Consider the following 24,333-nt stretch of genomic DNA (forward strand, 5'->3'; position numbering starts at 1 on the left):
CCTGGGCCCCCCGCGTCCGCGCGCGCTTCGTCGCGCGGGACGCGAGGCTGGACCAGGCGGAGCTGTCCGGGCCGTCCGGCGCGTGGGCCGCCCGAGGCGCGCATCGGCTCGCCCCCGCCGCTCAGGCTGTCCGGCTCAGGCTGTCCGGCTCAGGCCTTGGGCTTGCGCCAGTCGTCGGCGCCCGACGTGCTGGCGACGGTGTGCTCCCACTCGATCCGGCGGTAGGACAGCGACACGGCGATCAGCTGGGTGAAGTCGGCGTTGCGCCCGTCCTGGCAGTGCGGCAGCTGGGCGTCGATGTCGATGATGGTCGCGTCGACCAAGCGGGTGGTGAAGAAATGCTCCTGCTTGCCGGCCGAGCTGGTGCGGAACCACTTGACCTCGACCTTGGTCAGCATCTCGCCCGAGGTGAGCGCGTTGTAGAGCAGCGGGGTCGCCTTGTTCAGCGGCGCGGTGAACTTGAACGGCAGGTGGACGCGCTGACCCGAGGGCTGGCCGGACTGGGGGTCGCGCGGGATGGTGACGCGGTGGTCGATGGCCTGGACGAGGATCTCGTTCTCGTGGCCTTCCTGCCAGATGTTGCCCACGGAGGCTTCGGTGAAGGCGCCCTGGGTGATGTTGCCCTGGGTCGAGCCCTCAATCGAGATATAGGCGGGTGTCGGCATGGTCTTCCCCGATGATCCGAGGCTGGTGCTGGTCGATCTGCAGGTTCGGACGGACTAGGTCCGATGATCTGCGATTTGTTCTGGCCTCATGGGAAGCGCATGGCAGAGTTCGTGCCAAGATTTGCCGAGGTGACGTTATTTTTTCTTTGCGAAACAAGCGCCTGATTTGTCAGAAGAATCGGTTTAACCTGATAACCGGGTGCTCGGATGCGGCAATCACCGGTTGAGAGTGTTGGCAAAAACTGGCCGAGCGCTTGGCCAGAACTGGCCGAAATTTTTAAGTGGGGTAAGCTACTGCGGTGGCAGCGAAATTCGATGCAGTTCGAATTGGTCTAGATCCATGAAAGGGCTAAGCTGTTGAGAACATACGAACCGGGCGTTTGGCCAGAAATGGCCGAACCGTTCGGGCGGTTGGTAGGATTGGTCGCCCTGCGGTCAGGTCGGCCTGCGCCGCTCAGGTTGTCAGTCGCGGGGGTGGCTACCGTGCCGGCTGCCTGCCCGGCCAGGGCCCATACCGGCCAGGACGTCCGGGACACCGCGTTCCGAAGCCGGCTTTCCGCGAATGGCCTGCGCAGCTCGCAGCATCCACTTATGGGCTCTTGTCACAGGCTGCTGAGTGGCCAGATCAAGTCGAAAGCGGGCAACTGGTCAAACCTTTCCGTCATCAGCCCTCGTCAACGCAATGCCTGATTGAGGAGTCTGATTAGACGAAACGCGGGCTTCGCGAACTGCTGATGCGCCGTTTCCTGCGCTCGCACAGCGTAGGCACCGTCGAGCATGTAAGCCGGTGCCCAGTGCTCATCCGGCGCGATGGCAGTCGGAAGCGCATAGGTCCCATTGCGGGCAGGCGCGAACGACGCCTCGCCCCAATGACGACCGGAACTGCCCCCGCTCTCGCGCTGAGGCGGGGCGAGGACTGGGTGGGCGCCGATCAAGGCTTACGCCGTCCGCCCTTGGTCGGATCATGATACGCTCACGAGCCTCCGGCGGTCGGCAAAGTGTGCGTCGTGACGAGGGCGATCCGGAGCGCCTGCCGAAAGGATGCGACGGTCAGCAATAGGCCTGGGCTCCCCTCGCCCGCCGGCCTCGACGACCCGTCAAGCGTGAAGCGGGCCATCGCGGCGTCGATCTGCGCCTCAAGCGTCAGGTTGGCGTCGACCTCGCGCTTCAGCGCGCCCGGGCTGCTCCCCGGGCGTGGCTTTCGGATCGAGCGCCATGCCTGCACGGCTATGTCCGCTTAGCTTGTCCGTCCACGTATCGGGGGGCTCCGCTGGCCCGTCCCACCGCTCGCTGGCGGGGTGACTGGTGGGGTAAGCCCCGTAGCGGCTCAAAAAATCTATCTGACTCGACAATGGCTGGCGGAGGGAGCGGGATTCGAACCCGCGATACCGTTTCCGGTATACACACTTTCCAGGCGTGCGCCTTCAACCACTCGGCCACCCCTCCGTCCGCGAACCAGGCACCCGGACGCGCAAGCGGCGCGCCGGGCGCGGCCAGGGCCGCGCGGTGCCGTGCTGTTAGCCGGGTGCGCCGTCCGGCGCAAGGCGCTGACGGCCGGGCGATGCGAAAACCGCCCGGCCGGGTCCCTCACGCCTCGGCGTCGTCGAGGTGGAAGCGGACATGCTCCACGTTCGCCCGCTCGAAGGCCTGCATCACGTGCTGGTAGGAGCGCTCCATGGCGTTGTCCTCGACCCCCGGGCTATCCTCGGGCTTCAGCACGAACATCAGGAGCGAGCGCCCGGTCACGTCGTAGCCGGAGCCGAACTTGAAGCTCTCCACGTCCTGGCTGTCGGGCAGGTTGGTGTCGAGGAGCCGCGTCCAGGCCACGCCGCCGACCGATGCCGGCAGCGTGAACGTCACGAGGTCGTGGTAGGCGTTGAACATGATCAGCAGCGTCGCGTCGCCGCCGCGGCGGTGCAGGCCGGTGGCCTGGGCGCGCCCGTCGAGCTGGACCGCGAAGGCCCGGGCCTCGCCGTCCGACCAGTTCTCGCCCGCCATCTCGCTCCCGTCCGGCCGCAGCCACGTCACGTCCTTGACGCCGAACTCCTCGTCGTACTGGCCGGTGAGGAACCGCCCGCGGCTCAGGATCGGCAGGGCGTTGCGCAGGATGATCAGGCGCTGGGTGAACTCGGCCAGATCCCGCTCCTCGTCGCCGATCGCTTCCCAGTCGAGCCACGAGACCTCGTTGTCCTGGCAGTAGGCGTTGTTGTTGCCCTTCTGGGTCCGGGCGAACTCGTCGCCGGCGAGCAGCATCGGCGTGCCGCGGGACAGGAACAGGGTCGCCAGCATGTTGCGCATCTGGCGCAGGCGCACCGCACGGATCTCGGGATCGTCCGTCGGGCCCTCCACCCCGTAATTGTACGAGAGGTTGTGCGAGTGGCCGTCGCGGTTGCCCTCGCCGTTCGCCTCGTTGTGCTTGTCGTTGTACGAGACCGTGTCGTGCAGGGTGAAGCCGTCGTGGGCGGTGAGGAAGTTCACCGAGGCCCAGGGCTTGCGCCCGCGCTTGTTGAACTTGTCGGCCGAGCCCGAGACGCGCGCCGCCAGGTCCGGCAGCAGCCCGCCGTCGCCCTTCCAGTAGGCGCGGACGTCGTCGCGGAACCGATCGTTCCACTCGGCCCAGCCAGGCGGGAAGCCGCCGACTTGGTAGCCGCCCGGGCCGCAATCCCACGGCTCGGCGATCAGCTTGACGTTGTTCAGCACCGGGTCCTGCCGGCAGGTGTCGAGGAAGCCGCCGCCCTCGTCGAAGCCGTAGGGCTCGCGGCCCAGGATCGTGGCGAGGTCGAAGCGGAACCCGTCCACCTGCATCTCCTGCGCCCAGTAGCGCAGGGAGTCGGTCACGAGCTGCAGCACCCGCGGATGCGACAGGTTGAAGGTGTTCCCGGTGCCGGTGTCGTTGATGTAGTAGCGCGGATCGTTCGGCAGCAGCCGGTAGTAGGAGGCGTTGTCGACGCCCTTGAACGACAGGGTCGGACCCTTCTCGTTGCCCTCGGCGGTGTGGTTGTAGACCACGTCGAGGATCACCTCGAGGCCGGCGCCGTGGAAGCGCGAGACCATCTCCTTGAACTCGGAGAAGGCGAAGTCCGGCACCGCCGCGTAGCGGCGCGCGGGGGTGAAGAACGAGATCGTGTTGTAGCCCCAGTAATTCACCAGGTCCTTCTGCTGCAGGTAGTCGTCCTGCACGAAGGCGTGGACCGGCAGCAGCTCCACCGAGGTGACGCCGAGGCTCTTGATGTAGTCGAGCACGTCCCGGGTGCCGAGGCCGGCATAGGTGCCGCGCAGCTTCTCCGGCACCCGCGGGTCGAGCTTGGTCATGCCCTTGACGTGGGTCTCGTAGATGATCGTCTTCTCCCACGGGACCAGCGGCTTCTGGTGCCGCCCCCAGGTGAAGGCCGGGTCGATGACGCGGGAGCGGCGCGTGTAGGGGGCGCTGTCGCGCTCGTCGAAGGTCAGGTCGTCGCCCGTCTCCATCTGGTAGCCGAACAGCGCCGGGTTCCAGGTGATCGAGCCGACGAGCCCCTTCGCGTAGGGGTCGATCAGCAGCTTGTTGGGGTTGAAGCGGTGACCGGCCTTCGGCTCGTAGGGCCCGTGGACGCGGTAGCCGTAGATCGTGCCGGGGCGCGCGTCGGGCAGGTAGCCGTGCCAGATCTCGTCCGTGTACTCGGGCAGCTCGATCCGCTCGATCTCCTGGTCGCCCTGGTCGTCGAACAGGCAGAGCTCGACCTTGGTGGCGTGGGCCGAGAACAGCGCGAAATTGACCCCGAGCCCGTCCCAGGTGGCGCCGAGGGGATAGGGGCGGCCTTCCTGGATGCGCGAGCGGGTCGCGCGGGCCTGCGATGCGGGACGACGGGAATCGGACATGGACACTCCGGAACGCGACCCGCACGGCCACGTGCCGCTGCGGGGAGCCCCTGGTGAACGTGCCGAAAACAGCGAAGCTCCCGCAGTGCCGCAAAAATCGCGGGGGGGCGTGACGACCGTCCCGCGCTCAGTTCGAGGCCGCGGCCGTGAAGCTCCGGTCCACGGCCCGCCCGACATCGAGGGGCTTCGACAGGATGCCGTACCGCGTCGCCCGGTCCGAGGCCGCCTGGACCTCCCTCACGACGTCCGCGTCGAGCGCGATCGGGCTGGTCCGCTGCGCCGTGTAGGCCGCACGCAGGACGTCCTCGGGCAGCTTGGTCAGCGCGGCCGTGTTCCGGGCGTAGGCGTCGAGGTGGTCCAGCGACCAGAGCCGCGCCCGGCTCAGGCGGCTCAGGAAGTCCTGGAGGGCCGCCCGCTTGGTGGCGATGGCGCTGTCCGTGGCGACGACGAAGGTGATGGTCGGCGTGAGGCCCGCGCCGTCCGCGATCGGCCGGGCCCTGTCCTTGAGCGTCGCGAACGCGACGTAGGGCTCCCAGACCGCCCAGGCATCCACCGAGCCGGCCATGAGCGCGACCTTGGCGTCGACCGGGTTGAGCGGCGCGAACGTGGCCTCGGACGGCGCGATCCCGGCCTTCTCCAGCGTCGCGCTGATCAGGAACTGGCCCCAGCCGCCGCGGGTGCCGGCGAGTCGCTTCCCCTTCAGGTCGGCGGCCGAGCGGATCGGAGATTCCGCGCGGACCAGGATGGCCTGCGTCCGCGGATCCGACCTGGTGCCGCCGATCGCCTTGATCGGCGCCCCGGCCGCGACGGCGGTGAGGAAGGAGAGGTCGCCGGTGTAGCCGACATCGAGGGCGCCGGCGTTGAGCGCCTCCAGGATCGGCGCGGCGGCGGGGAATTCCGACCACGCGATCCGGTAGGGCAGATCCTTCGCGTCGCCGGCGATCTCGAGGAGCGACCGGTTCCCGCCCTTCTGGTCGCCGACCCGCAGGACGACCTCCTCCGCGCGGGCGGTCACCGCGGCCAGCGTCGTCATGGCCAGCATCGTCGTGGCCAGCGACAGTGCGGCGGCGAGCAGCGCCCCGGCGAGCCGGCGGCCGCCGGGACGCGCGTGAGATCCGATGAGCATGAGGCCTGCCGCGATCCGCTGCCCGCGTTGTGCGGGACTGTTCTGTGGAGGGCCGATTTTATGCTTGCCGCCAGGGCGGTCAACGAAAAGAAAATCTGTATTGCCCGCGGTCGATGCGCGAGATGACATCCGATCGACCCGCGCGGGGAGACGAATGTCTTTCCCCGCGCGCCGCGCCGGTCAGCGGGCGGGTGGGAACGCGTCCGCCAGGTAGGCCCGCACGAAGCCCGGCATCCGCGCGGCGTCGATGTCGTCGCGGCCGCGCACCACGTGCATCCGGGCGAGTTCCGGCTCGGCCTCGGCGCCGAGATGGTCGGCGATCCGGGCCACGAGCCGCGCGGCCGGCTCGGGGAAGCGCACCGGCCGGAGGAAGGCGAGCTGGCCCTCCCCCTCCAGCAGCACCCAATCCGTTTCGGCCTCGTCCGGCAGCGCGAGGCCGGTCTCCTCGGCGAGTTCCCGGTCGGCGCTGCCGGTGAGATCGACCTGCGCGCCGCGCACGTCGTCCGGATCCGGGGTGCCGCAGGGGAAGTAGAGCTGGCCGGCATTGGCCGTGTGGGCGCCCATCTCGCCGAGCAGGACGGCGCCGTCCGCCGTCCAGGGCACGATCGCCGCGAAGGCGTTGGCGATGCGGGCCTCGGCGTGGGGCACCTCCCGGTAGTAGGTGAAGGTCGCGTAGCGCGTCGCGAACAGGTCGAGGCGGGCGACCCCGTCGGCGACGGCGTGGTCGCAGCACAGCAGGACGGTCCCGTCGAACATGCCGGGGCTGCGGCGCAGCCGGGCCTGCCAGTGGGCCGCGATGGCGGCTTCGTGCGCCCGGGCGAAGGCCCAGTCGTGGTCCACGAACCGCGCCACCACGTCCGCGACGCGGGTGATCCGGAAGCCGTCGGAGTAGCCGTCAGAAGAGCGGTCAGACATGCAGGGTGCCGTCTGACAGGATCACGGCGGCGCCGCCGATCTCGACGCCCTGCAGGGCGCCGGCCGCAACGGTGAGCTGGAGCGCGATGTCGCTCGGCCGTCCCATCGCCTCGCCCTGGCGGATCGCCACGTCGTGGGTGCCGTCGCCCAAAGCCTCGAACTGCATCAGCACCCCCGCGAAGGCGGAGGCCGCCGAGCCGGTGGCGGGATCCTCCGGGACGCCGACATTCGGCGCGAACATGCGGACGCGCCAGCGCTGGCCGGTGCCCTCGGGATCCGGAGTGTAGAGGTAGAGCCCGTCGGCCGGATCGGGCGCCTGGGCCGTCCGGGCGGCGTCGAGGGCGGCCACCGACGCCACCGGCACGCAGGTGAAGGTCGGCCCCACGCCGTGGCGGCTCGGTGCGTGCCGGCCGGTGCCGATGTCGCCGGGCTTGAGGCCCAGCAGCGGCGCCAGCGCCGCGGGATCGGGGCCGGGCCCGAGGTATTCCGGCAGGACCGGGAGCCGGAACCGGGCCCGTCCGCCGGTCCCGTCCGCCAAGGTCTCGACCACGCAGGGGACGATCCCGATCCCCTCCTCCAGGCCGAAGGCCCGGGCGTCGCCCCGGGTCGGGTCCTGCAGCGCCAGCAGCACGGCGGTGCCGACCGTCGGGTGCCCGGCGAAGGGCAGCTCCCGGGCGGGGGTGAAGATGCGCAGCGACGCCCGGTGCCGGGCCTCCCGGGGCGGGAGGACGAAGACCGTCTCCGACAGGTTGAACTCCCGCGCGATGGCCTGCATGGCGGCGGTGTCGAGCCCCTCCGCGTCGAGCCCCTCCGCGTCGAGCACCACGGCGAGGGGATTTCCGGCGAGCCTCTGCTCGGTGAACACGTCGAGGGTGACGAAGCGGCGCGCCATCGTGTCGATCCTTGCTGCTCTCTGCGGACTTGGACGGAGCGGTTTGCCGGGGGCGCCTCAGACCGCCTCGACCGGAAACCGCGCGCTTGGGTTCACGTACTCCTCCTGCGCGGCCACCGTCAGGATCTCCCGCGACCCCGCCTCGGCGGTGCGCTTGAGCAGCCCGTAGATCGAGGCGGCCGCCGCGCCGAGCGCCGCCTCGGCCGAGCCGGTCCGGGCGTAGTGCACCAGGAACAGCGCCGCGATGCAGTCGCCGGCCCCGTTCACCGCGATGGCGAGCCGCGGCGTCCGGACCCGGAACACCCGCCCCTCCGCGCCCGCGAGCAGGTCGATGCTGTCGGCCGGCGTGTCGGCGCAGAGCGCCGAGGTGACCAGGACCACCCGCGGCCCGCGCGCCTGGAGCGCCGCGATCGCGGCCCCGGCCTCCGCCAGGGTGCCGCTCGGCAGGCCGGTGAGCAGGCCGAGCTCGAACTGGTTGGGGGTGAGGATGTCGGCGGCCGGGACCGCGCGCTCGCGCAGGAACGCCTCGATGCCGGGCCGCACGTAGACGCCCTCCTCGACGTCGCCGATCACCGGGTCGCAGCAGTAGAGTGCCCGCGGGTTCGCCGCCCGCACGGCGTCCACCGCCTCCAGGATCGCGGCGCCGATCTCGGCCGAGCCCATGTAGCCCGACAGGACCGCGTCGCAGCCGCCCAGGACCCCGCGCTCGCCGATGCCGCGCACCACCTCGCGGATCATCGCCGCGTCGAAGACGGGGCCGCGCCACGCCCCGTAGCCGGTGTGGTTGGAGAACTGCACCGTGTGGACCGGCCAGACCTCGACCCCGAGCCGCTGCATCGGGAACACCGCCGAGGCGTTGCCGACATGGCCGTAGGCGACGTGGGACTGGATCGACAGGACGTTCAACGCGGGACTCGCTCGTTGTCCCGCTACGGTTAGCCGGTTCCCGCGCCGGCCGCACCCCTGTCCCTTGCCGCCCTCCCCCGCGCGCCTCAGATGGGACCGACCCTCCCCCTGCCCCCTGAGCCCCGTTCGGAGCCCCATGGACATCGAAGCCCTGCGCACCTCGACCCTCGCCTTCGTGGAGGCGCACAAGGCCTGGACGCCCCTCATCGCCGGCGGCCTCGCCTTCTGCGAATCGATCGCGATCCTGTCGCTGTTCGTCCCGGCGACCGTGATCCTGGTCGGCATCGGGGCCCTCGTCGGCGGCGCCGACATCCCGTTCTGGCCGGTGGTGATCGCCGCGGCGCTGGGGGCCGCCCTCGGCGACTGGATCTCCTACGAGGCCGGGCGCTGGTTCGGGCCGGGGGCGAAGACCAAGTGGCCGCTGCGGCGCTATCCCGAGCTCATGGCCAAGGCCGAGGCCTTCATCGGCCGCTGGGGCATCGCCGCGGTGGCTCTGGGACGCTTCTTCGGGCCGGCCCGCGCCCTGGTCCCGCTCTTCGCCGGGATCCTCGGCCTGGCGCGGCTGCCGTTCCAGCTGGCCAACGTCGCCTCCGCTCTGGTCTGGGCCTTCGTGCTGCTGGCCCCCGGGGCCGGGCTGCTGACGTGGCTCGACCGATGATCCGGCGCGGCCGCTGATGCGCTGCTTCCCGCCCGAGCGGATCGTCTGCCTCACCGAGGAGACGGTCGAGACCCTGTACCTCCTGGGCGCGGAGGACAGGATCGTCGGCGTCTCGGGCTACGCGGTGCGCCCGCCCCGGGTCCGCCGGGAGAAGCCGCGCGTCTCCGCCTTCACCAGCGCGGACATCCCGAAGATCCTGGCGCTGGCGCCGGACCTCGTCCTGGCCTTCTCGGACCTCCAGGCCGGCATCGTCGCCGACCTCGCCCGCGCGGGCGTGGCGGTCCACCTGTTCAACCAGCGCGACGTGGCGGGCTGCCTCGCGATGGTGCGCACGCTCGGCGCCCTCGTGGGCCTGCCGGAGCGGGCCGAGACCCTGGCGGCGGGCTTCGAGGCGCGGCTGGCCGCGGCCGCCGCGGAGGTGCGGGACCGGCCGCCCCCGCGCGTCTACTTCGAGGAGTGGGACGCGCCGATGATCTCCGGCATCGGCTGGGTCTCGGACCTGATCGGCCTCGCGGGCGGCCGGGACGTCTTTCCGGAGTTGAGCCGCCAGCCGGCCGCGAGGGACCGGATCGTCACCGCCGAGCAGGTGATCGCGGCCGCGCCCGACGTGATCCTCGCCTCGTGGTGCGGCAAGCGGGTCAACGCCGAGCGCATCCGGTCCCGGCCCGGCTGGGCGGCGATCCCGGCGGTGCGCGACGGGCGCATCTACGAGATCAAGTCGCCGCTGATCCTGCAGCCCGGCCCGGCCGCGCTCACCGACGGGTTCGACGCGATCCGGGCCTGCCTCGGGTGATCGCCGCTGGGCGATGCCGTGGGGCGATGCCGCGCCGCAGGTGACGGACCGGGCGCGACTTGGCAGGATGTCCCGATTCGGTACAGACGCACCCGCAGACGCATCCCCCGAGCTCGATGTCCGCCACCCTCGGCCTTCCCGATTCCGCGCCCCCGTCCGTCGAGGCGCTGCTGCCGCCCGACCGGCGGCAATCGCCCACGGCCCTGCGCATCCAGCGCGGCGTGCGCCGGCTGTTCTCCGAGATGGGCTGCGTCACCCTGCCGGAATTCTCCCTCGTCAACGGACGCCGCGCCGACGTGATCGCGCTCTGCGGCGCCGGCAAGCTCACCATCGTGGAGATCAAGTCGAGCGTGGCCGATTTCCGCGCCGACCGGAAATGGCCGGATTACCGCGACTTCTGCGACCGGTTCTTCTTCGCCATCCCCGAGGACGTGCCCGAGTCGCTGATCCCGGAGGAGTGCGGCCTGATCGTCGCCGACGCCTACGGGGCCGGGATCCTGCGGGAGCCGCCGGAGCACCCGCTGAGCGGCGCCCGCCGCAAGGCCGTGACGCTGCGCTTCGCCCACAGCGCCGCGCGCATCCTGCACGCGCTGGCCGACCCGGGGGCCGTGCGGGAAGGGGCGCTGTAGGGCGCGGCCCGCACCGCGACCCTGGGCGGCTCGGTATTCATCCGACCCGGAAACGTCCTAGAACGGCCGCGCTTGCCGGAGTTCCGGCGCCGAGACCGATCGATGACATCCGTCGCCCTGTTCGAGCTGATCCTCGGCCTCCTCGGCGCGGCCCTGCTGCTGTCGCTGGCCGCCGGGCGCCTGGGCTTCCCGCCGGCCGCCGCCCTCGTCGTCGGCGGCATGGCGCTGGCGGTGGCGCCGGGCCTGCCGGCCTTCGATCTCGACCCGGACCTGATCATGGTCCTGTTCCTGCCGCCGCTCCTGCTCGAATCCGCCTACTTCACCGTCTGGCGCGACTTCCGGGCGAGCCTCGGCCCGATCCTGTCGCTGTCCCTCGGCGCGGTCCTGTTCACGACCCTCGCGGTCGGGCTCGTCGCCCACGCGGTGGTGCCGTCCCTGCCCTGGGCCGCCTGCTTCGCCCTCGGCGCCATCGTGTCGCCGCCGGACGCGGTGGCCGCCAAGGCGGTGCTGGCCCGCGTCGCCCTGCCCCGCCGGATGATCACGGTCCTGGAGGGCGAGAGCCTCGTGAACGACGCCTCGGGCCTCGTGCTCTACCGCTTCGCGGTGGCGGCGGCCCTGACCGGCAGCTTCAGCGCCGCCGCGGCACTCGGCAGCTTCGCGTGGCTCGCGGTGGCGGGCGTCGCGGTCGGGATCGCCTGCGGGGTGGCGGTGACGCTCGTGGTGCGGCGGATGCACGACGCCAACGCCATCACGGTGCTGAGCTTCCTCGCCGCCTACGTCGCCTACCTCGCGGCCGAGGAGATCCACGCCTCCGGCGTCCTGGCCGTGGTGGCCTGCGGCCTGATGATGGGCGGCCGGGAGCACGAGACCTTCGACGCGCATGCCCGCCGCCATTCCGTGGCGGTGTGGGAATTCGTCGTGTTCGTTCTGGAGGCCCTGGTCTTCGTGCTGATCGGGCTGGCGCTCCGCGGCGTGCTGGCCCGGACCGGCGGCCAGCCGGGGGCGCTCTCGGCCGAGATGCCGCTGGCCCTCGCGGTCACCGCGACCTGCGTCGTCGCCCGCCTGCTCTGGGTGTTCCCCGCCGTCTACCTGCGGCGGCTCCTGTCGCCGCGGTTCCGCGCGCAGGAGCCCTCCCCGAGTCCGGCCGTGCCGCTGATCGTCGGCTGGGCCGGCATGCGCGGGGTCGTGACCCTGGCGGCCGCCCTGGCCCTGCCGGTGGACTTTCCCGGCCGCGACGCGATCCTGGTGGCGGCCTTCGCGGTGATCCTGTTCACCGTGCTGGTGCAGGGCACGACCCTGGGGCCGCTGATCCGCAGCCTCCGCCTCGACCCCGCGGCGCACCTCCCCGACGGCCATCTCGACGCGCCCATGGCACGCGTGGTCGTGAATGAGGCCGGACTCGCCGCCCTCGAGGGTTTGGTGTTCCCCGAGACCGGGGCGCTGCAGCACCCGCGCCTCGTCGAGGAGTATCGCCGCCGGGTGCGGGCGTCCTCGCGGGACCGCGATGAGCGGACGGCGCTGGAGGCCGAGAAGACCGAGCACTTCGCCGCCGCGCTGCTCGCCGTGCGCTCAGGCCGGTCGGCCCTGATCGACCTGCACCGGCAGGATCGGATCCACAGCTCGGTGCTGCGGCAGCTGGAGACGGAGATCGACCTGGAGGAACTCCATCTCAAGCGTCTCGCCGGGACCGCACCGGCCCACGGATAGGCGAGGTCGGCGCGGCCGCGGCCGTCGACGGGCCGTCAGTGGGCGGCGCAGCCGTCCGCCGGCTGGCCGTAGCCGCTGTAGACGACCCGCACCTTGTGCCGGCAGGTCGGCTCGGCCTTCGGAGCGGCCGCCACGGGGGCGACCTCCACCGGCTCGACCCGCAGGGTCGCGGCCACCGGCTGGTCCTCGGAGGTGGCCAGCGCGCGGCTGGCGCTCATCACGAACGGCGTGGCGGCCAGCGACGAGATGGCGAGCGCGGCGAAGACGGCGATGTTCTTGCGGCCGAAGGTGTTGCGGGTGCGAGCATTGAACATGACGAGTGGTCCGACGTCTTGTGTTCGGCAGCGCTGAGGTGCCGAGATCCCCTGTTGCGCTGATAACTTGGCCGTCAGCTCGGCGGTTCCGGTTTATTGCCCAAAAACCGCCACGCTTGGGTGTCCCGGCGCACGCGGGGCGCCGGCGCTCAGAGGATCCTGCGGTACTGCACGAAGCCCGACTTCTCGGCGATCCGGTCGTAGAGCTGCATCGCGTCCGCGTTGGTCTCGTGCGTCAGCCAGTGGACGCGGGAGCAGCCGGCGGCCTGCGCGGCCGCGTAGACGTGCTCGATCAGCCGGCGGCCGATCCCGAGCCCGCGGGTGCCGTCCGCCACGAACAGGTCCTGGAGGTAGCAGTAGTCGCCGATCGTCCAGGCCGAGCGGTGGCGGATGTGGTGGACGAGGCCGACCGCCTCGGCGCCGCGCCAGGCCAGGGCGCCGTCCACCGGCTCGGCCGGATCGTTGAGGCGCTGCCAGGTCGTGTCCGTGACGGCCTCCGACAGGTCGACCTTGTAGAAGGCTTGGTAGCCCCGCCAGAGCGGCAGCCACGCATCCCGGTCGCCGGGGCCGATCGGGCGAATCGCGACGCTGCTGTCCATGATTGTCTCCGGCTGTCTCCGCGGGTCCGGGGCGATCGGACCATTATCCGGGCCGGGCAGGCAACCCGGGCCGCCGGCGCCGCAGATCCCGGGCGTCGCCTCGCGCCCGATACCCGCCGCCTTGCACCCCCGGCCGCCCGCACCTAAACCGGCCCGCCGGCGGCCCCAGCCGCCGCGCGATCCCGAGCCGCCGAGACCGATGTCCCAGAAAAAATCCTTCCAGGGTCTGATCCTGACGCTTCAGGAATTCTGGGCGGCGCAGGGCTGCGTGATCCTCCAGCCCTACGACATGGAGGTCGGCGCCGGCACGTTCCACCCGGCCACGACCCTGCGGGCGCTCGGCCCGAAGCCCTGGAAGGCGGCCTACGTCCAGCCGTCGCGCCGGCCCAAGGACGGCCGCTACGGCGAGAACCCGAACCGGCTCCAGCACTATTACCAGTTCCAGGTGATCCTGAAGCCGAACCCGCCGAACCTGCAGGAGCTCTACCTCGCGTCGCTCGCCGCCATCGGCGTCGACCTCAAGCTCCACGACATCCGCTTCGTCGAGGACGATTGGGAGAGCCCGACGCTGGGCGCCTGGGGCCTCGGCTGGGAGTGCTGGTGCGACGGGATGGAGGTCAGCCAGTTCACCTATTTCCAGCAGGTCGCGGGCTTCGAGTGCGCGCCGGTGGCGGGCGAGCTGACCTACGGGCTGGAGCGGCTCGCCATGTACGTCCAGGGTGTCGAGAACGTCTACGACCTCGACTTCAACGGCGCCGAGGGGCCGGACCGCATCACCTACGGGGACGTGTTCCTGCAGGCCGAGCAGGAATATTCCCGCCACAACTTCGAGGCGGCCGACACGGCGATGCTGTTCCGCCAGTTCACCGACGCGGAGGCCGCCTGCCGGTCCTACCTCGCGGCGGGCGCGCCGGACGCGGAGGGCGCGCGCCACCGCATGGCGCAGCCGGCCTACGACCAGTGCATCAAGGCGAGCCACGTCTTCAACCTGCTCGACGCGCGCGGCGTGATCTCGGTGACGGAGCGCCAGAGCTACATCCTGCGCGTGCGCGAGCTGGCCAAGGCCTGCGGTGCGGCGTGGCTGAAGACGGCGGCCGGCGGAGCCCCTTGAGCCCTCGCGCGTTGCAACCCCCGCCAACCGGCGCGCCTCGGCGCGTCCGCAGACGCGGGAACCTCGTGATGAAGAAGACGATCCTCGCCCTCAGCCTCCTGGGATTCGGCCTCGCCCCCGCGCTGGCGGCCGATCCCGGTCCCGAGGCCACGGTGAAGAAGCTCTACGCCGAGCCGCACCCGAATCACTCCTCCGTGTACTCGAAGCGCCTGCAGGGCCTATTCGACGCCGACGCGAAGCAGGCCAACGGCGCCACCGGCAACCTCGATTTCGACTACCGCCTGAACGGCGAGCCCCTGAAGCCCGACACGGTGAAGAACCTGACCTTCAAGGAGGCCACCGAGGGCAAGGACCAGGCGAAGGTCACCGTCGAGCGCAAGGGCGGCAACGGCGCCAACGTCATCGTGTACGATCTCGTGCGCGAGGATGGCGGCTGGCGGGTCTCGGACGCCCACGCGATCGGCGACCGCAAGTGGCAGCTCTCGACCATCCTCAAGGGCGAGTCGCGCTGAGCCCCGCGCGCCGACCCTCGACAGGGGTGCGGCGCGGCGATATGGCCGCCGCATGCCCGACCTCCTGCTCGAACTCCGCTCGGAAGAGATCCCCGCCCGCATGCAGCGGCGCGCGGCGGAGGATCTCAAGAAGCTCGTCACCGACGCCCTCGTGGCGCGCGGCTTCCTGTACGAGGGCGCCCGGGCGTTCTCGACGCCCCGCCGCTTGGCGCTGCACATCGCCGGCCTGCCCGCCCGGGGCGAGGCCGTGCGCGAGGAGCGCCGCGGCCCGCGGGTCGGCGCCCCCGAGGCGGCCGTCCAGGGCTTCCTGAAGGGCGCGGGGCTCGCGAGCCTCGATCAGGCCACGACCGTCACCGACCCGAAGAAGGGCGAGTTCTACCTCGCGGTGATCGAGCGGCCCGGCCGCGAGACACTCGACGTCCTGGCCGAGCTCCTGCCCGAGATCGTCAGAAGCTTCCCCTGGCCGAAATCCATGCGCTGGGGCGCGGCCTCGGCCGAGCCGGGATCCTTGCGCTGGGTGCGCCCGCTGCAGTCGATCGTCGCCACCTTCGGGCCGGAGACCGAGACGCCGGAGGTGGTCCCCGTCTCGGTCGGCGGGATCGCGGCCGGCACGGTGACCTACGGCCACCGCTTCCTCGCCCCCGAGGCGATCGAGGTGCGCCGGTTCGACGACTACATCCAGGCGCTGGAGCGCGCGAAGGTCGTCCTCGACGCCGACCGGCGCAAGGACGTGATCCTGCACGACGCCCGCGACCTCGCCTTCGCCCGCGGCCTCGACCTCGTGGAGGACGAGGGCCTGCTGGAGGAGGTGTCGGGCCTCGTGGAGTGGCCGGTGGTGCTGATGGGCTCGTTCGACGAGTCCTTCCTCGACATCCCCGCCGAGGCGATCCGCGCGACCATCCGGGCGAACCAGAAGTGCTTCGTGCTGCGCAAGGGCGGCTCCGAGGACCTGGCGCCGGCCTTCATCCTGGTCTCGAACCTCGTGGCCACCGACGGCGGCCAAGCGATCACCGCCGGCAACGAGCGGGTGGTCCGGGCGCGGCTCTCGGACGCGAAATTCTTCTGGGAGACCGACAAGGCGACCCGCCTGGAAGACCGGCTGCCCAAGCTCGACGCCATCGTCTTCCACGAGAAGCTCGGGACGCAGGGCGAGCGCATCACCCGCATCGCCGCCCTGGCGAAGGACCTCGCGCCGCGCGTGGGCGCCGACCCGGCGCTCGCGGAGCGCGCCGCCCGCCTCGCCAAGGCCGACCTCGTCACCGAGATGGTCGGCGAGTTCCCCGAGCTCCAGGGCCTGATGGGCCGGAAATACGCGGCGCTCCAGGGCGAGCACGACAGCGTCTGCGCCGCCATCGAGGAGCACTACAAGCCGCTCGGCCCCTCCGACCGGGTGCCGACCGATCCGGTCTCGATCGCGGTGGCACTCGCCGACAAGCTCGACACGCTGGCGGGCTTCTGGGCGATCGACGAGAAGCCCACGGGCAGCAAGGACCCGTTCGCCCTGCGCCGGGCGGCGCTGGGCGTGATCCGGCTGATCCTCGACCGCGGCCTGCGCCTGCGCCTGCTGGAGCAGGTCGGCGCGGCGGATTGCGGCCTCGCCGGGCGGGCGGGCGCCGACGCGCGGGACCTCCTCGGCTTCTTCGCGGACCGCCTGAAGGTCTATCTCCGCGACCAGGGCGCCCGCCACGACCTGATCGACGCCGTCTTCGCCCTGCCCGGCCAGGACGACCTGCTCATGGTCGTGCGCCGCGTCGAGGCGCTCGCCGCCTTCCTCGACACCGAGGACGGGAAGAACCTGCTCGCGGGCTACAAGCGCGCGGCCAACATCCTGCGGATCGAGGAGAAGAAGGACGGCCGCGCCTACGATGCCGCGCCCGACGCCGCCCTCGCCGCCGCGGGCGAGCCGGCCGAGCGGGCGCTGGCCGAGGCCCTGGCCAAGGCGCGGGAGACCGCCTCGGCGGCCGTCGCCCGCGAGGATTTCTCAGGCGCCATGCAGGCGCTCTCGACGCTGCGCGCGCCGGTGGACGCGTTCTTCCAGGACGTGACCGTCAATGCGCCCGACCCGAAGCTCCGCGAGAACCGCTTGGCTCTGCTCAACGCGCTGCGCGCCGCGACGCGGGAAGTGGCGGAGTTCGCGAAGATCGAGGGGTGAGCGTCGGCGCACCGAGCGCAGGATCTCGCGCAAGTCTCCCTAGAGGGGACTTGCGCCTCGTACCGACCCTTGAGGCCCCTCACCCGTGATCGTGCCCGGCATGGTCGTCCGGCTCGGGCAGGGTCAGGCCGAAATGGCTCACCAGATCGGCCACCTGCCCGGGGCTCAGCTGACGCGGGTTGAGGTTGCGCAGGAGTAGGTAGAGCTTGGCGGTCTCCTCCAACTCCTCGGTGGCGAAGACCGCGCCCTCCAGGCTGTCGCCCGCCACCACCGGTCCGTGATTGGCGAGCAGCACCGAGCTGTACTTCCCGGCCAAGCCCCGGATCGCGTCCGCCACGGCCGGGTCGCCCGGGCGGTGATACGGCACGAGCGCCGTGCCGCCGGTCCGCATCAGGTAGTAGGGCGTCAGCGGCGGCAGCACCTGCCGCGGGTCGATCTCCGGCAGCATCGACACCGCCACCGCGTGGGTCGAGTGCAGGTGGACGATAGCCTTCGCCGCGCTCCGGCTCTCGTAGAGCGCGCTGTGCAGCGGGATCTCCTTGGTGGGCTTGTCGCCGGAGACGAGGCGCCCCGCATCGTCGAGCCGCGAGATCCGCGCCGGGTCGAGGAAGCCGAGCGACGCGTTGGTCGGCGTCACCAGCCAGCCGCCGTCGGGCAGGCGCAGCGAGATGTTGCCGGACGAGCCCGGCGTCAGCCCGCGCTCGAACAGCGAGCGGCCGTAGCGGCAGATCTCCTCGCGCAGCCGGCTCTCGTCGCTCATGCGGTCGCTCCCTCGATCAGCTCGAATCCGAGATCGATTGTTTTCGGGCCTTCGCCGGTCAGGCAGGCGGCGGCCCGCCGACCGATCTCCAGGCGCGGCGTGCGCACCGTCGACAGGGGCTGGGGCATCGCCGCCGCGAAGTCGAGCCCGTTGAAGCCGAACAGCGCGATCCGCCCCGGCACCGCCAGCCCCGCCGACAGGCAGGCGAAGTAGCCGCCGAGCGCCATGTCGTCGTTGGAGAAGTAGACCGCGTCGAGGTCGGGCACGCGCGCCAGCAGCGCCTCCAGGCCGGCCCGGCCCGAGGCCGGCGAGGACGGCCCCGGCCGGATTTCCCTGCCCCAGAGCGCCAGCCCCGCCTCCTCCAGCGCGGCCTCGAACCCGGCGAGCCGCTTGCCCGCGCGCAGGTCGACGCGCAGGTCGTGGCCGAGATAGCCGATCCGCCGGTAGCCGCGCGCGACGAGGTGGCGGGCGCTCGCCGCCCCCACGGCCCGGTTGGAGAAGCCGACCACGGCGTCGATCCCCTCCCCGTCCGTGTCGATCATCTCGACCACGCGCACGCCCCCGGCCCTCGCCAGGGCCACCGTCCCGGGATTGTGCTCGAGCCCGGTGAGCAGCAGCGCCGCCGGCCGCCAGGACAGGAGCGCGGCCACGAGCGCCTCCTCCCGGTCCGGATCGTAGTCGCTCACCCCGATCACGCAGGGGATGCCCTCGGCATCGAGGGCCGCGGTCAGGCCACGCAGCAGGTCGGGGAAGACCACGTTGGCGAGCGACGGGATGACGACGCCCACGAGCCGCGCGCTCGCCCCCTGGCCGGCGAGGCTGCCGGCGAGGCGGTTCGGCACGTAGCCGAGCCGGGCCACCGCCTCCGCCACCCGCTCGCCGGCGCGCTTGGAGTAGGAGCCGTGGTTGCGCAGGACCCGCGAGACCGTGCTCTCGCCGACCCCGGCCTCGCGGGCGACGTCGGTGAGGGTGACGAGCCGCCCCGGCGGCTGGATGTCGTCCATGGCCCCGCTCTCCCGGCGCGGTTTTTTTTCACGACGCCCGTCGAACCTCCCGGCCTGCTTCCCTCATCCTGAGGCGACCCGAGGCGAGGCCCGAAGCAGGCCTCCGCCGCGCTGCGGCGCCTCGGGATAAGGCAGGGGATGGGAAGACCGTCCGCGTCGATCCGCGACTGACATAGCCGCCTGCATTATCTCGCACAACCGGATTGGCAGCGCTGCCAAAAGGCGATATGGCACCGCCCCAGCGCCGCCCGACGAGCGGTGAAGACCAATGTCCGGCGGCCGTGCGGCCCGGACCAGGGAGTACGCCATGCCGGTCCAAGCTGCCCCGCTGGGGGGCGCCTCCGCAGCCGCGGACCAGAAATCCTTCGCCGACCGCACCTACGCGAAGGTGTTCTGGCGCCTCGTGCCGTTCCTGATGCTCTGCTACGTGGTGGCGTATCTCGACCGGGTGAATGTCGGCTTCGCCAAGCTCCAGATGTCCCAGGAGCTGAAGTTCTCCGAGACGGTCTACGGCCTCGGCGCCGGCATCTTCTTCCTCGGCTACTTCCTGTTCGAGGTGCCCTCGAACGTGATCCTGCACCGGGTCGGCGCCCGGGTGTGGATCGCCCGGATCATGATCACCTGGGGGGTGATCTCCGGGGCGTTCCTGTTCGTGAACTCCGAGTGGAGCTTCTACGGGATGCGCTTCCTCCTCGGACTCGCCGAGGCCGGGTTCTACCCGGGCGTCATCCTCTACACGACCTCGTGGTTCCCGGCCCATCGGCGGGCCCGGGTGATCGCGGTGTTCATGGCCGCGATCCCGATCTCCGGCATCTTCGGCAACCCGCTCTCCGGCTGGATCATGGACGCGTTCAACGGCGCCCACGGCCTGTCCGGCTGGCAGTGGATGTTCCTGATCGAGGCGGTCCCGGCGGTGCTGATCGGCCTCGCGGTGTTCTTCTACCTCGACAACCGCCCCGCCGAGGCCACGTGGCTGACCGACGCCGAGAAGCAGCTCCTCGAGCGCGACATCGCGGCCGACAACCAGGGCAAGGAGTCGAGCCCGCACTCCATCGCCACCGTGTTCCGCAACGGCCGCGTGTGGTTCATGAGCCTGATCTACTTCGCCTTCGTCACCGGCCAGTACGGGCTGACCTTCTGGATGCCGACGATCGTCAAGGCGTCGGGCGTGCAGGGCAACTTCAACATCGGCCTGATCAGCGCGATCCCCTTCGTCTGCGCGGCGATCGTGATGGTCCTGCTCGGCCGCTCCGCCGACCGGATGCGCGAGCGCCGCTGGCACCTGATCATCCCGGCGCTGATCGGCGCGGTCGCCTTCGTGGTCTCGGCCAATGCCGGCTCGACGACGCTCGCCATCGCGGCGCTGTCGGTGGCGGCGGCCGGCGTGCTGACCTGCTCGCCCCTGTTCTGGTCGCTGCCCACGGCGTTCCTCAGCGGCGCCGGCGCGGCGGCCGGCATCGCGCTGATCAACTCGGTGGGGAACCTCGCGGGCTTCGTCAGCCCCTACGTGATCGGCGCGCTGCGCGACGCCACCGGCAGCACCGCCACCGGCCTCTACGCGCTGGCCGCCATGCTGGTGGTCGGTTCGGTCTGCGTGTTCGTCACGCCCGCCCGGATGGTCAACCGCTGACGCGCCGGATCCCGGCACGACCCGCCCCTCTCCCGCACGGGAGAGGGGACTTGCGTCTCACGCGGTGATGCGGAGGCGCCCTCCCCTTCATGCAGGAGCCGCCCCGATGACCAACGCAACACACCGCGCCGCGGTGATCGGCCTGGGCTCCATGGGCTCCGGCATGGCCGGCTCGCTCCTGCGCGCGGGCTTCTCGGTCGCCGCCTGCGACGTGAACCCGGAGGCGGTGGCGCGCTTCGCGGCCGCCGGCGGGCGCGCCGCCGCGAACCCCGCCGAGGCGGCGCGCGACGCCGACGTGGTGGTGAGCGTGGTGGTCAACGCGGCCCAGACCGAGGCGGTGCTGTTCGGCGAGAACGGCGCCGCCGCCGCGATGCCGGAGGGCGCGGTGTTCGTCTCCTCCGCCACCATGGATCCGGCCGTCGCCCGGGCGCTGGCGGCGCGGCTGGAGGCCACCGGCCGCCACTATCTCGACGCCCCGATGAGCGGCGGCGCCGCCCGCGCGGCAGAGGGCGGCCTGACCTTCCTGGCCTCGGGCTCGACGGCGGCCTTCGCCAAGGCGCGACCCGCCCTCGATGCCATGGCCGGCACGCTCTACGAGCTCGGCGACGCGGCCGGCCAGGGCGCGGCCTTCAAGATGATCAACCAGCTGCTCGCGGGCGTGCACATCGCCGCCGCCGCCGAGTCCATGGCCTTCGCGGCCAAGCAGGGGCTCGACCTCCGGCGCGTCTACGAGGTGATCACCAAGTCGGCCGGCAATTCCTGGATGTTCGAGAACCGGGTGCCGCACATCCTCGACGCCGACTACAGCCCGAAGAGCGCGGTCGACATCTTCGTCAAGGATCTCGGCATCGTGCAGGACATGGCCCGGGCCGAGAAGTACCCGGTCCCGGTGGCGGCGGCGGCCCTGCAGATGTTCCTGATGGCGTCCGGCGCCGGTATGGGCCGGGACGACGACGCCTCGGTGGCGCGGCTCTACGCGCAGGTCTCGGGCGCGAAGCTGCCGGGCCAGAAGTAGCCGGATCGAGCGCAGGGAGTTCGAAGACAATGCCGCGCTTTGCCGCAAACCTGAGCCTCATGTTCAACGAGGTGCCCTTCCTCGACCGGTTCGAGGCCGCGGCCCGCGCCGGGTTCGACGCCGTCGAGTTCCTGTTCCCCTACGAGCACCCGCCGGAGGCCATCGGCGAGCGGCTCCGGGCCAACGGCCTGACCCAGGCCCTGTTCAACCTGCCGCCGGGGTACTTCGCCAAGGGCGAGCGCGGGATCGCGGCTTTCCCCGAGCGCTTCGACGAGCTGAAGGCCGGTGTCGAGACGGCACTCCGCTACGCCGAGGCGACCGGCGTCGGGCGGCTCCACCTGATGGCGGGCCTCGCGCCCTGGGACGACGCCGCGGCGGCCGAGTCCTACCGCCGGGCCGTCACCTGGACGGCCGAGCGGCTGGCGTCGGCCGGCCTCGACCTCGTCCTGGAGCCGATCAACGGCCGGAACATGCCGGGCTACTTCCTCAACGATTTCGGCCGGGCCGCGGACCTGATCCGCGACCTCGCCCTGCCGAACCTGAAGCTGCAGTTCGACCTCTACCACTGCCAGATCCTGCACGGCGACGTGACCATGCGGCTGCGCGCCCTGATGCCGCTCATCGGCCACGTCCAGACCGCGAGCGTGCCCGAGCGGCACGAGCCCGGCACCGGCGAAATGGCCGACTTCTTCCTGTTCGACGAGCTGGATCGGCTCGGCTACCGCGGCTTCGTCGGCTGCGAGTACATTCCGGCCGCCGACACCGTCGCGGGCCTCGGCTGGCTCGCCGCCTACAAGGGGAGCGCCCGATGAGCCTCGCGCTGGGATGCGTCGCCGACGACTACACGGGCGCCTCGGACCTCGCCAACACGTTGACCAAGGCGGGCCTGCGCACGATCCAGACCATCGGCGTGCCTGAGGCGGGCCGGGCGCTGCCGGAGGCCGACGCGGTGGTGGTGGCCCTCAAGAGCCGCTCGATCCCCGCCGATCAGGCCGTGGCGCGCTCCCGCGAGGCCGAGCGCTGGCTGCGGGCGCGGGGCGCGGCCCACGTGATGTTCAAGGTCTGCTCGACCTTCGACTCCACCGATGCGGGCAATATCGGCCCGGTCATGGACGCCCTGCGGGCCGACGCTGGCGAGACCGTGGCGCTCGTGACGCCGGCCTTCCCGGAGACGGGGCGGAGCGTCTACCAGGGCAACCTGTTCGTCGGTTCGGTGCCGCTGAACGAGAGCCCGCTCAAGGACCACCCGCTCAACCCGATGCGCGACGCCAACCTCGTGCGCGTGCTCGGGCGCCAGAGCCGGAGTCCGGTCGGCCTGATCGACACCGCCACGGTCGCCCGGGGCGCGGAGGCCGTGGCCGCCCGCCTCGACGCCCTCGCGCAGGAGGGCAAGGGCGCCGCCATCGCGGACGCGATCTTCGACAGCGACCTCGAAGTGCTCGGCCGGGCGATCCTCGACCGCAAATTCTCGGTGGGGGCCTCCGGTCTCGGCCTCGGCCTCGCGCGGGCGCTGGCCGCCGACGGGCGCGGCACCAGGGACGCCGCCGGCGCGGCCGTGGGCGAGCCGGTGGGCGGCGCCTCGGCCTGCCTCGCCGGCAGCTGCTCGCAGGCGACCCTCCAGCAGGTCGCCGCCGCGGAGGCGATCATGCCGGTGCTGCGCCTCGACCCGGCGCGGCTGCTCGCGGGCGACGACGTGGTGGCGGAGGCCCTGGCCTTCGCGGAGGAGCGCCTGGCCTCCGGCCCGGTGCTGATCGCCACCTCGGCCCCGCCCGAGGCGGTGCGCGCGCTCCAGGCCGCCCACGGAGTCGACGCGGCCGGCCACGCCATCGAGGCGGCGCTGGCTGCGATCGCCGAGGGCCTCGTCGCCCGCGGGGTGCGCCGGCTCGTGGTCGCCGGCGGCGAGACCTCCGGCGCGGTGGTCGACCGGCTGGGGCTGACCGCCTTCCTGCTCGGGCCGGAGATCGCGGCGGGCGTGCCGGTGCTGCGCACGGCGGGCCGGCCCGAGCCGATGCTGCTCGCCCTCAAATCCGGCAATTTCGGCGGCGCCGACTTCTTCGGCCGCGCCCTCGACATGATGGCCTGACGCCACAACCCGACGGGAGGTTTTCCATGCACGCCCTGATTCTTGGCGCCGCCGGCATGATCGGCCGCCGCCTCGTGGACGCCCTGGTGAGGGACGGCCGGGTCGGCGGTGAGCCGCTCACCGCCCTCACGCTCCTCGACGTGGTGCCGCCCTCGCCGCCCGAGGGCTTCTCCGGCCCGGTGCGGGCCGAGGCCGCCGATCTCACGGCGCCGGGCGCCGCCGAGGCCGCCATCGCCGAGCGGCCGGGGGTGATCTTCCACCTCGCCGCCGTGGTCTCGGGCGAGGCCGAGGCCAACCTCGAACTCGGCTACCGGGTCAATCTCGACGGCACCCGCCTGCTCCTCGACGCGATCCGGGCGGCCAATGCGGCGGACGGCTACCGGCCGAAGCTCGTCTTCACCTCCTCCCTCGCGGTGTTCGGGCCGCCCTTCCCGAAGGTCATCCCGGACGACCACATCCTGCGCCCGGCCTCGTCGTACGGCGTGCAGAAGGCCATGGGCGAGCTGATGCTCGCCGACTACGCGCGCCGCGGCTTCCTCGACGGGATCGGCCTGCGCCTGCCGACGATCTGCGTGCGGCCGGGCAAGCCCAACAAGGCGGCTTCGGGCTTCTTCTCGGGGATCATCCGCGAGCCGCTGGCCGGCCAGGAGGCGATCCTGCCGGTGCCCGACACCGTCCGGCACTGGTTCGCCAGCCCCGCCGCGGCGGTGGGCTTCCTGGTCCACGCCGCCGGGCTCGACCTCGCGGCGATCGGCCCGCGGATCAGCCTGACCATGCCGGGCGTCTCGGCGACGGTGGCGGAGGAGATCGAGGCCCTGCGCCGCGCGGCGGGCGACAAGGCCGTGGCGCTGATCCGGCGCGCGCCCGACGCCACCATCGCGCGGATCGTCGGCTCCTGGCCGGAGGCGTTCGAGCCGGAGGCCGCCCTGGCCCTGGGCTTCCGGGCGGACGCGTCCTTCGACGCCATCGTGGCTCAGCACGTGGCCGAGTTCCACGGCGGCTGA

The 24,333-nt window shown here is 71.9% G+C and carries 23 protein-coding genes and 1 tRNA gene; 12 read left to right on the forward strand and 12 right to left on the reverse strand.

Translation table 11 applies throughout. The annotated features are described in order from the left end of the window. Positions 1 to 149: 149 nt before the first annotated feature. From ACTJK8_RS10455 to pdxY, 8 genes are all read right to left on the reverse strand, one after another. Entirely contained in the window at positions 150 to 665 is a 516-nt protein-coding gene (locus ACTJK8_RS10455; RefSeq protein WP_024830708.1) for an Hcp family type VI secretion system effector, read from the reverse strand. A gap of 973 nt (positions 666 to 1,638) precedes the next feature. Then, positions 1,639 to 1,890 carry a hypothetical protein gene (locus ACTJK8_RS10460; RefSeq protein ID WP_440761892.1) on the reverse strand — a complete coding sequence of 84 codons (252 nt, stop codon included), beginning with the start codon at positions 1,888 to 1,890 and terminating at the stop codon, positions 1,639 to 1,641. A gap of 131 nt (positions 1,891 to 2,021) precedes the next feature. After that, positions 2,022 to 2,111, reverse strand: a tRNA-Ser gene (locus ACTJK8_RS10465). A gap of 141 nt (positions 2,112 to 2,252) precedes the next feature. Then, positions 2,253 to 4,523, reverse strand: a complete 2,271-nt coding sequence (glgX, locus tag ACTJK8_RS10470; RefSeq protein WP_058607931.1) for a glycogen debranching protein GlgX — start codon at positions 4,521 to 4,523, stop codon at positions 2,253 to 2,255. 127 nt (positions 4,524 to 4,650) lie between these two features. Continuing rightward, entirely contained in the window at positions 4,651 to 5,649 is a 999-nt protein-coding gene (locus ACTJK8_RS10475) for an ABC transporter substrate-binding protein (RefSeq protein WP_440761893.1), read from the reverse strand. 180 nt (positions 5,650 to 5,829) lie between these two features. Beyond that, on the reverse strand, positions 5,830 to 6,564 hold the full coding sequence (locus ACTJK8_RS10480) for an NUDIX hydrolase (RefSeq protein ID WP_440761894.1): 735 nt from the start codon (positions 6,562 to 6,564) through the stop codon (positions 5,830 to 5,832). Next, positions 6,557 to 7,456, reverse strand: coding sequence for a PhzF family phenazine biosynthesis protein (locus ACTJK8_RS10485; RefSeq protein WP_440761895.1), 900 nt, complete (start codon positions 7,454 to 7,456; stop codon positions 6,557 to 6,559). Before ACTJK8_RS10485 ends, ACTJK8_RS10480 begins: the two co-directional genes overlap by 8 nt. A 57-nt stretch (positions 7,457 to 7,513) precedes the next feature. Next, positions 7,514 to 8,362: a pyridoxal kinase PdxY gene (gene pdxY, locus ACTJK8_RS10490; RefSeq protein WP_440761896.1), complete on the reverse strand. Its 849-nt coding sequence runs from the start codon at positions 8,360 to 8,362 to the stop codon at positions 7,514 to 7,516. A 136-nt stretch (positions 8,363 to 8,498) separates the two neighbouring features. Between pdxY and ACTJK8_RS10495 the strand changes: the two genes are divergently transcribed. From ACTJK8_RS10495 to ACTJK8_RS10510, 4 genes are all read left to right on the forward strand, one after another. Continuing rightward, positions 8,499 to 9,020 (forward strand): DedA family protein, encoded by a 522-nt coding sequence (locus ACTJK8_RS10495; protein ID WP_012318145.1) that lies wholly within the window; start codon positions 8,499 to 8,501, stop codon positions 9,018 to 9,020. A gap of 16 nt (positions 9,021 to 9,036) precedes the next feature. After that, positions 9,037 to 9,813 (forward strand): cobalamin-binding protein, encoded by a 777-nt coding sequence (locus ACTJK8_RS10500; RefSeq protein ID WP_440761897.1) that lies wholly within the window; start codon positions 9,037 to 9,039, stop codon positions 9,811 to 9,813. A 116-nt stretch (positions 9,814 to 9,929) separates the two neighbouring features. Next, on the forward strand, positions 9,930 to 10,442 hold the full coding sequence (locus ACTJK8_RS10505; protein WP_012318143.1) for an MmcB family DNA repair protein: 513 nt from the start codon (positions 9,930 to 9,932) through the stop codon (positions 10,440 to 10,442). A gap of 102 nt (positions 10,443 to 10,544) precedes the next feature. Beyond that, positions 10,545 to 12,149, forward strand: a complete 1,605-nt coding sequence (locus ACTJK8_RS10510) for a Na+/H+ antiporter (protein WP_440761898.1) — start codon at positions 10,545 to 10,547, stop codon at positions 12,147 to 12,149. A gap of 35 nt (positions 12,150 to 12,184) precedes the next feature. Here the strand turns inward: ACTJK8_RS10510 and ACTJK8_RS10515 are convergent, their stop codons facing one another. Together ACTJK8_RS10515 and ACTJK8_RS10520 are read right to left on the reverse strand one after the other, a co-directional pair. Then, a complete protein-coding gene (locus tag ACTJK8_RS10515; RefSeq protein WP_043073309.1) occupies positions 12,185 to 12,463 on the reverse strand; it encodes a hypothetical protein in 279 nt (92 codons plus the stop codon). A 149-nt stretch (positions 12,464 to 12,612) separates the two neighbouring features. Beyond that, positions 12,613 to 13,062 (reverse strand): GNAT family N-acetyltransferase, encoded by a 450-nt coding sequence (locus ACTJK8_RS10520; protein ID WP_012318140.1) that lies wholly within the window; start codon positions 13,060 to 13,062, stop codon positions 12,613 to 12,615. Between the two features lie 199 nt (positions 13,063 to 13,261). On the opposite strand from ACTJK8_RS10520, the gene ACTJK8_RS10525 reads away from it, so the two are divergent. The 3 genes from ACTJK8_RS10525 (at position 13,262) to glyS (ending at position 16,837) form a co-directional block, all read left to right on the forward strand. Further along, on the forward strand, positions 13,262 to 14,173 hold the full coding sequence (locus ACTJK8_RS10525) for a glycine--tRNA ligase subunit alpha (RefSeq protein WP_012318139.1): 912 nt from the start codon (positions 13,262 to 13,264) through the stop codon (positions 14,171 to 14,173). A 68-nt stretch (positions 14,174 to 14,241) separates the two neighbouring features. After that, the gene (locus tag ACTJK8_RS10530; RefSeq protein WP_024830717.1) at positions 14,242 to 14,685 is read left to right on the forward strand and encodes a hypothetical protein; all 444 of its coding nucleotides are present in this window, start codon (positions 14,242 to 14,244) and stop codon (positions 14,683 to 14,685) included. Positions 14,686 to 14,737: 52 nt separating this feature from the next. Beyond that, on the forward strand, positions 14,738 to 16,837 hold the full coding sequence (gene glyS / locus ACTJK8_RS10535; RefSeq protein ID WP_440761899.1) for a glycine--tRNA ligase subunit beta: 2,100 nt from the start codon (positions 14,738 to 14,740) through the stop codon (positions 16,835 to 16,837). Positions 16,838 to 16,916: 79 nt separating this feature from the next. Here the strand turns inward: glyS and otnC are convergent, their stop codons facing one another. After that, complete coding sequence (gene otnC / locus ACTJK8_RS10540) at positions 16,917 to 17,597, reverse strand: 3-oxo-tetronate 4-phosphate decarboxylase (RefSeq protein WP_043073305.1); 681 nt, start codon at positions 17,595 to 17,597, stop codon at positions 16,917 to 16,919. After that, positions 17,594 to 18,601: a LacI family DNA-binding transcriptional regulator gene (locus tag ACTJK8_RS10545; RefSeq protein ID WP_440761900.1), complete on the reverse strand. Its 1,008-nt coding sequence runs from the start codon at positions 18,599 to 18,601 to the stop codon at positions 17,594 to 17,596. Before ACTJK8_RS10545 ends, otnC begins: the two co-directional genes overlap by 4 nt. 307 nt (positions 18,602 to 18,908) lie before the next feature. Here ACTJK8_RS10545 and ACTJK8_RS10550 point away from each other — a divergent pair, with 307 nt between their 5' ends. The 5 genes from ACTJK8_RS10550 to denD all read left to right on the forward strand — a co-directional run bounded on the left by ACTJK8_RS10550 (position 18,909) and on the right by denD (position 24,333). Beyond that, the gene (locus ACTJK8_RS10550; RefSeq protein WP_012318134.1) at positions 18,909 to 20,231 is read left to right on the forward strand and encodes an MFS transporter; all 1,323 of its coding nucleotides are present in this window, start codon (positions 18,909 to 18,911) and stop codon (positions 20,229 to 20,231) included. Between the two features lie 106 nt (positions 20,232 to 20,337). Further along, positions 20,338 to 21,246: an L-threonate dehydrogenase gene (gene ltnD / locus ACTJK8_RS10555; RefSeq protein WP_012318133.1), complete on the forward strand. Its 909-nt coding sequence runs from the start codon at positions 20,338 to 20,340 to the stop codon at positions 21,244 to 21,246. 29 nt (positions 21,247 to 21,275) lie between these two features. Further along, entirely contained in the window at positions 21,276 to 22,058 is a 783-nt protein-coding gene (gene otnI, locus ACTJK8_RS10560; RefSeq protein WP_440761901.1) for a 2-oxo-tetronate isomerase, read from the forward strand. Next, positions 22,055 to 23,329 carry a 3-oxo-tetronate kinase gene (otnK, locus tag ACTJK8_RS10565; RefSeq protein ID WP_012318131.1) on the forward strand — a complete coding sequence of 425 codons (1,275 nt, stop codon included), beginning with the start codon at positions 22,055 to 22,057 and terminating at the stop codon, positions 23,327 to 23,329. The genes otnI and otnK overlap by 4 nt, the downstream gene beginning before the upstream one ends. Before the next feature lie 26 nt (positions 23,330 to 23,355). Continuing rightward, on the forward strand, positions 23,356 to 24,333 hold the full coding sequence (denD, locus tag ACTJK8_RS10570; RefSeq protein ID WP_012318130.1) for a D-erythronate dehydrogenase: 978 nt from the start codon (positions 23,356 to 23,358) through the stop codon (positions 24,331 to 24,333).

Origin of the sequence: Methylobacterium sp. 22177 (assembly GCF_052045615.1) — a bacterium.
GTDB lineage: Bacteria > Pseudomonadota > Alphaproteobacteria > Rhizobiales > Beijerinckiaceae > Methylobacterium > Methylobacterium radiotolerans.

Coding starts and splice junctions, on each gene's coding strand:
- ACTJK8_RS10455 (WP_024830708.1), bottom strand. CDS start 665: ATGCCGACACCCGCCTATATCTCGATTGAGGGCTCGACCCAGGGCAAC.
- glgX (WP_058607931.1), bottom strand. CDS start 4,523: ATGTCCGATTCCCGTCGTCCCGCATCGCAGGCCCGCGCGACCCGCTCG.
- ACTJK8_RS10475 (WP_440761893.1), bottom strand. CDS start 5,649: ATGCTCATCGGATCTCACGCGCGTCCCGGCGGCCGCCGGCTCGCCGGG.
- ACTJK8_RS10480 (WP_440761894.1), bottom strand. CDS start 6,564: ATGTCTGACCGCTCTTCTGACGGCTACTCCGACGGCTTCCGGATCACC.
- ACTJK8_RS10485 (WP_440761895.1), bottom strand. CDS start 7,456: ATGGCGCGCCGCTTCGTCACCCTCGACGTGTTCACCGAGCAGAGGCTC.
- ACTJK8_RS10495 (WP_012318145.1), top strand. CDS start 8,499: ATGGACATCGAAGCCCTGCGCACCTCGACCCTCGCCTTCGTGGAGGCG.
- ACTJK8_RS10500 (WP_440761897.1), top strand. CDS start 9,037: ATGCGCTGCTTCCCGCCCGAGCGGATCGTCTGCCTCACCGAGGAGACG.
- ACTJK8_RS10505 (WP_012318143.1), top strand. CDS start 9,930: ATGTCCGCCACCCTCGGCCTTCCCGATTCCGCGCCCCCGTCCGTCGAG.
- ACTJK8_RS10510 (WP_440761898.1), top strand. CDS start 10,545: ATGACATCCGTCGCCCTGTTCGAGCTGATCCTCGGCCTCCTCGGCGCG.
- ACTJK8_RS10515 (WP_043073309.1), bottom strand. CDS start 12,463: ATGTTCAATGCTCGCACCCGCAACACCTTCGGCCGCAAGAACATCGCC.
- ACTJK8_RS10520 (WP_012318140.1), bottom strand. CDS start 13,062: ATGGACAGCAGCGTCGCGATTCGCCCGATCGGCCCCGGCGACCGGGAT.
- ACTJK8_RS10525 (WP_012318139.1), top strand. CDS start 13,262: ATGTCCCAGAAAAAATCCTTCCAGGGTCTGATCCTGACGCTTCAGGAA.
- ACTJK8_RS10530 (WP_024830717.1), top strand. CDS start 14,242: ATGAAGAAGACGATCCTCGCCCTCAGCCTCCTGGGATTCGGCCTCGCC.
- glyS (WP_440761899.1), top strand. CDS start 14,738: ATGCCCGACCTCCTGCTCGAACTCCGCTCGGAAGAGATCCCCGCCCGC.
- otnC (WP_043073305.1), bottom strand. CDS start 17,597: ATGAGCGACGAGAGCCGGCTGCGCGAGGAGATCTGCCGCTACGGCCGC.
- ACTJK8_RS10545 (WP_440761900.1), bottom strand. CDS start 18,601: ATGGACGACATCCAGCCGCCGGGGCGGCTCGTCACCCTCACCGACGTC.
- ACTJK8_RS10550 (WP_012318134.1), top strand. CDS start 18,909: ATGCCGGTCCAAGCTGCCCCGCTGGGGGGCGCCTCCGCAGCCGCGGAC.
- ltnD (WP_012318133.1), top strand. CDS start 20,338: ATGACCAACGCAACACACCGCGCCGCGGTGATCGGCCTGGGCTCCATG.
- otnI (WP_440761901.1), top strand. CDS start 21,276: ATGCCGCGCTTTGCCGCAAACCTGAGCCTCATGTTCAACGAGGTGCCC.
- otnK (WP_012318131.1), top strand. CDS start 22,055: ATGAGCCTCGCGCTGGGATGCGTCGCCGACGACTACACGGGCGCCTCG.
- denD (WP_012318130.1), top strand. CDS start 23,356: ATGCACGCCCTGATTCTTGGCGCCGCCGGCATGATCGGCCGCCGCCTC.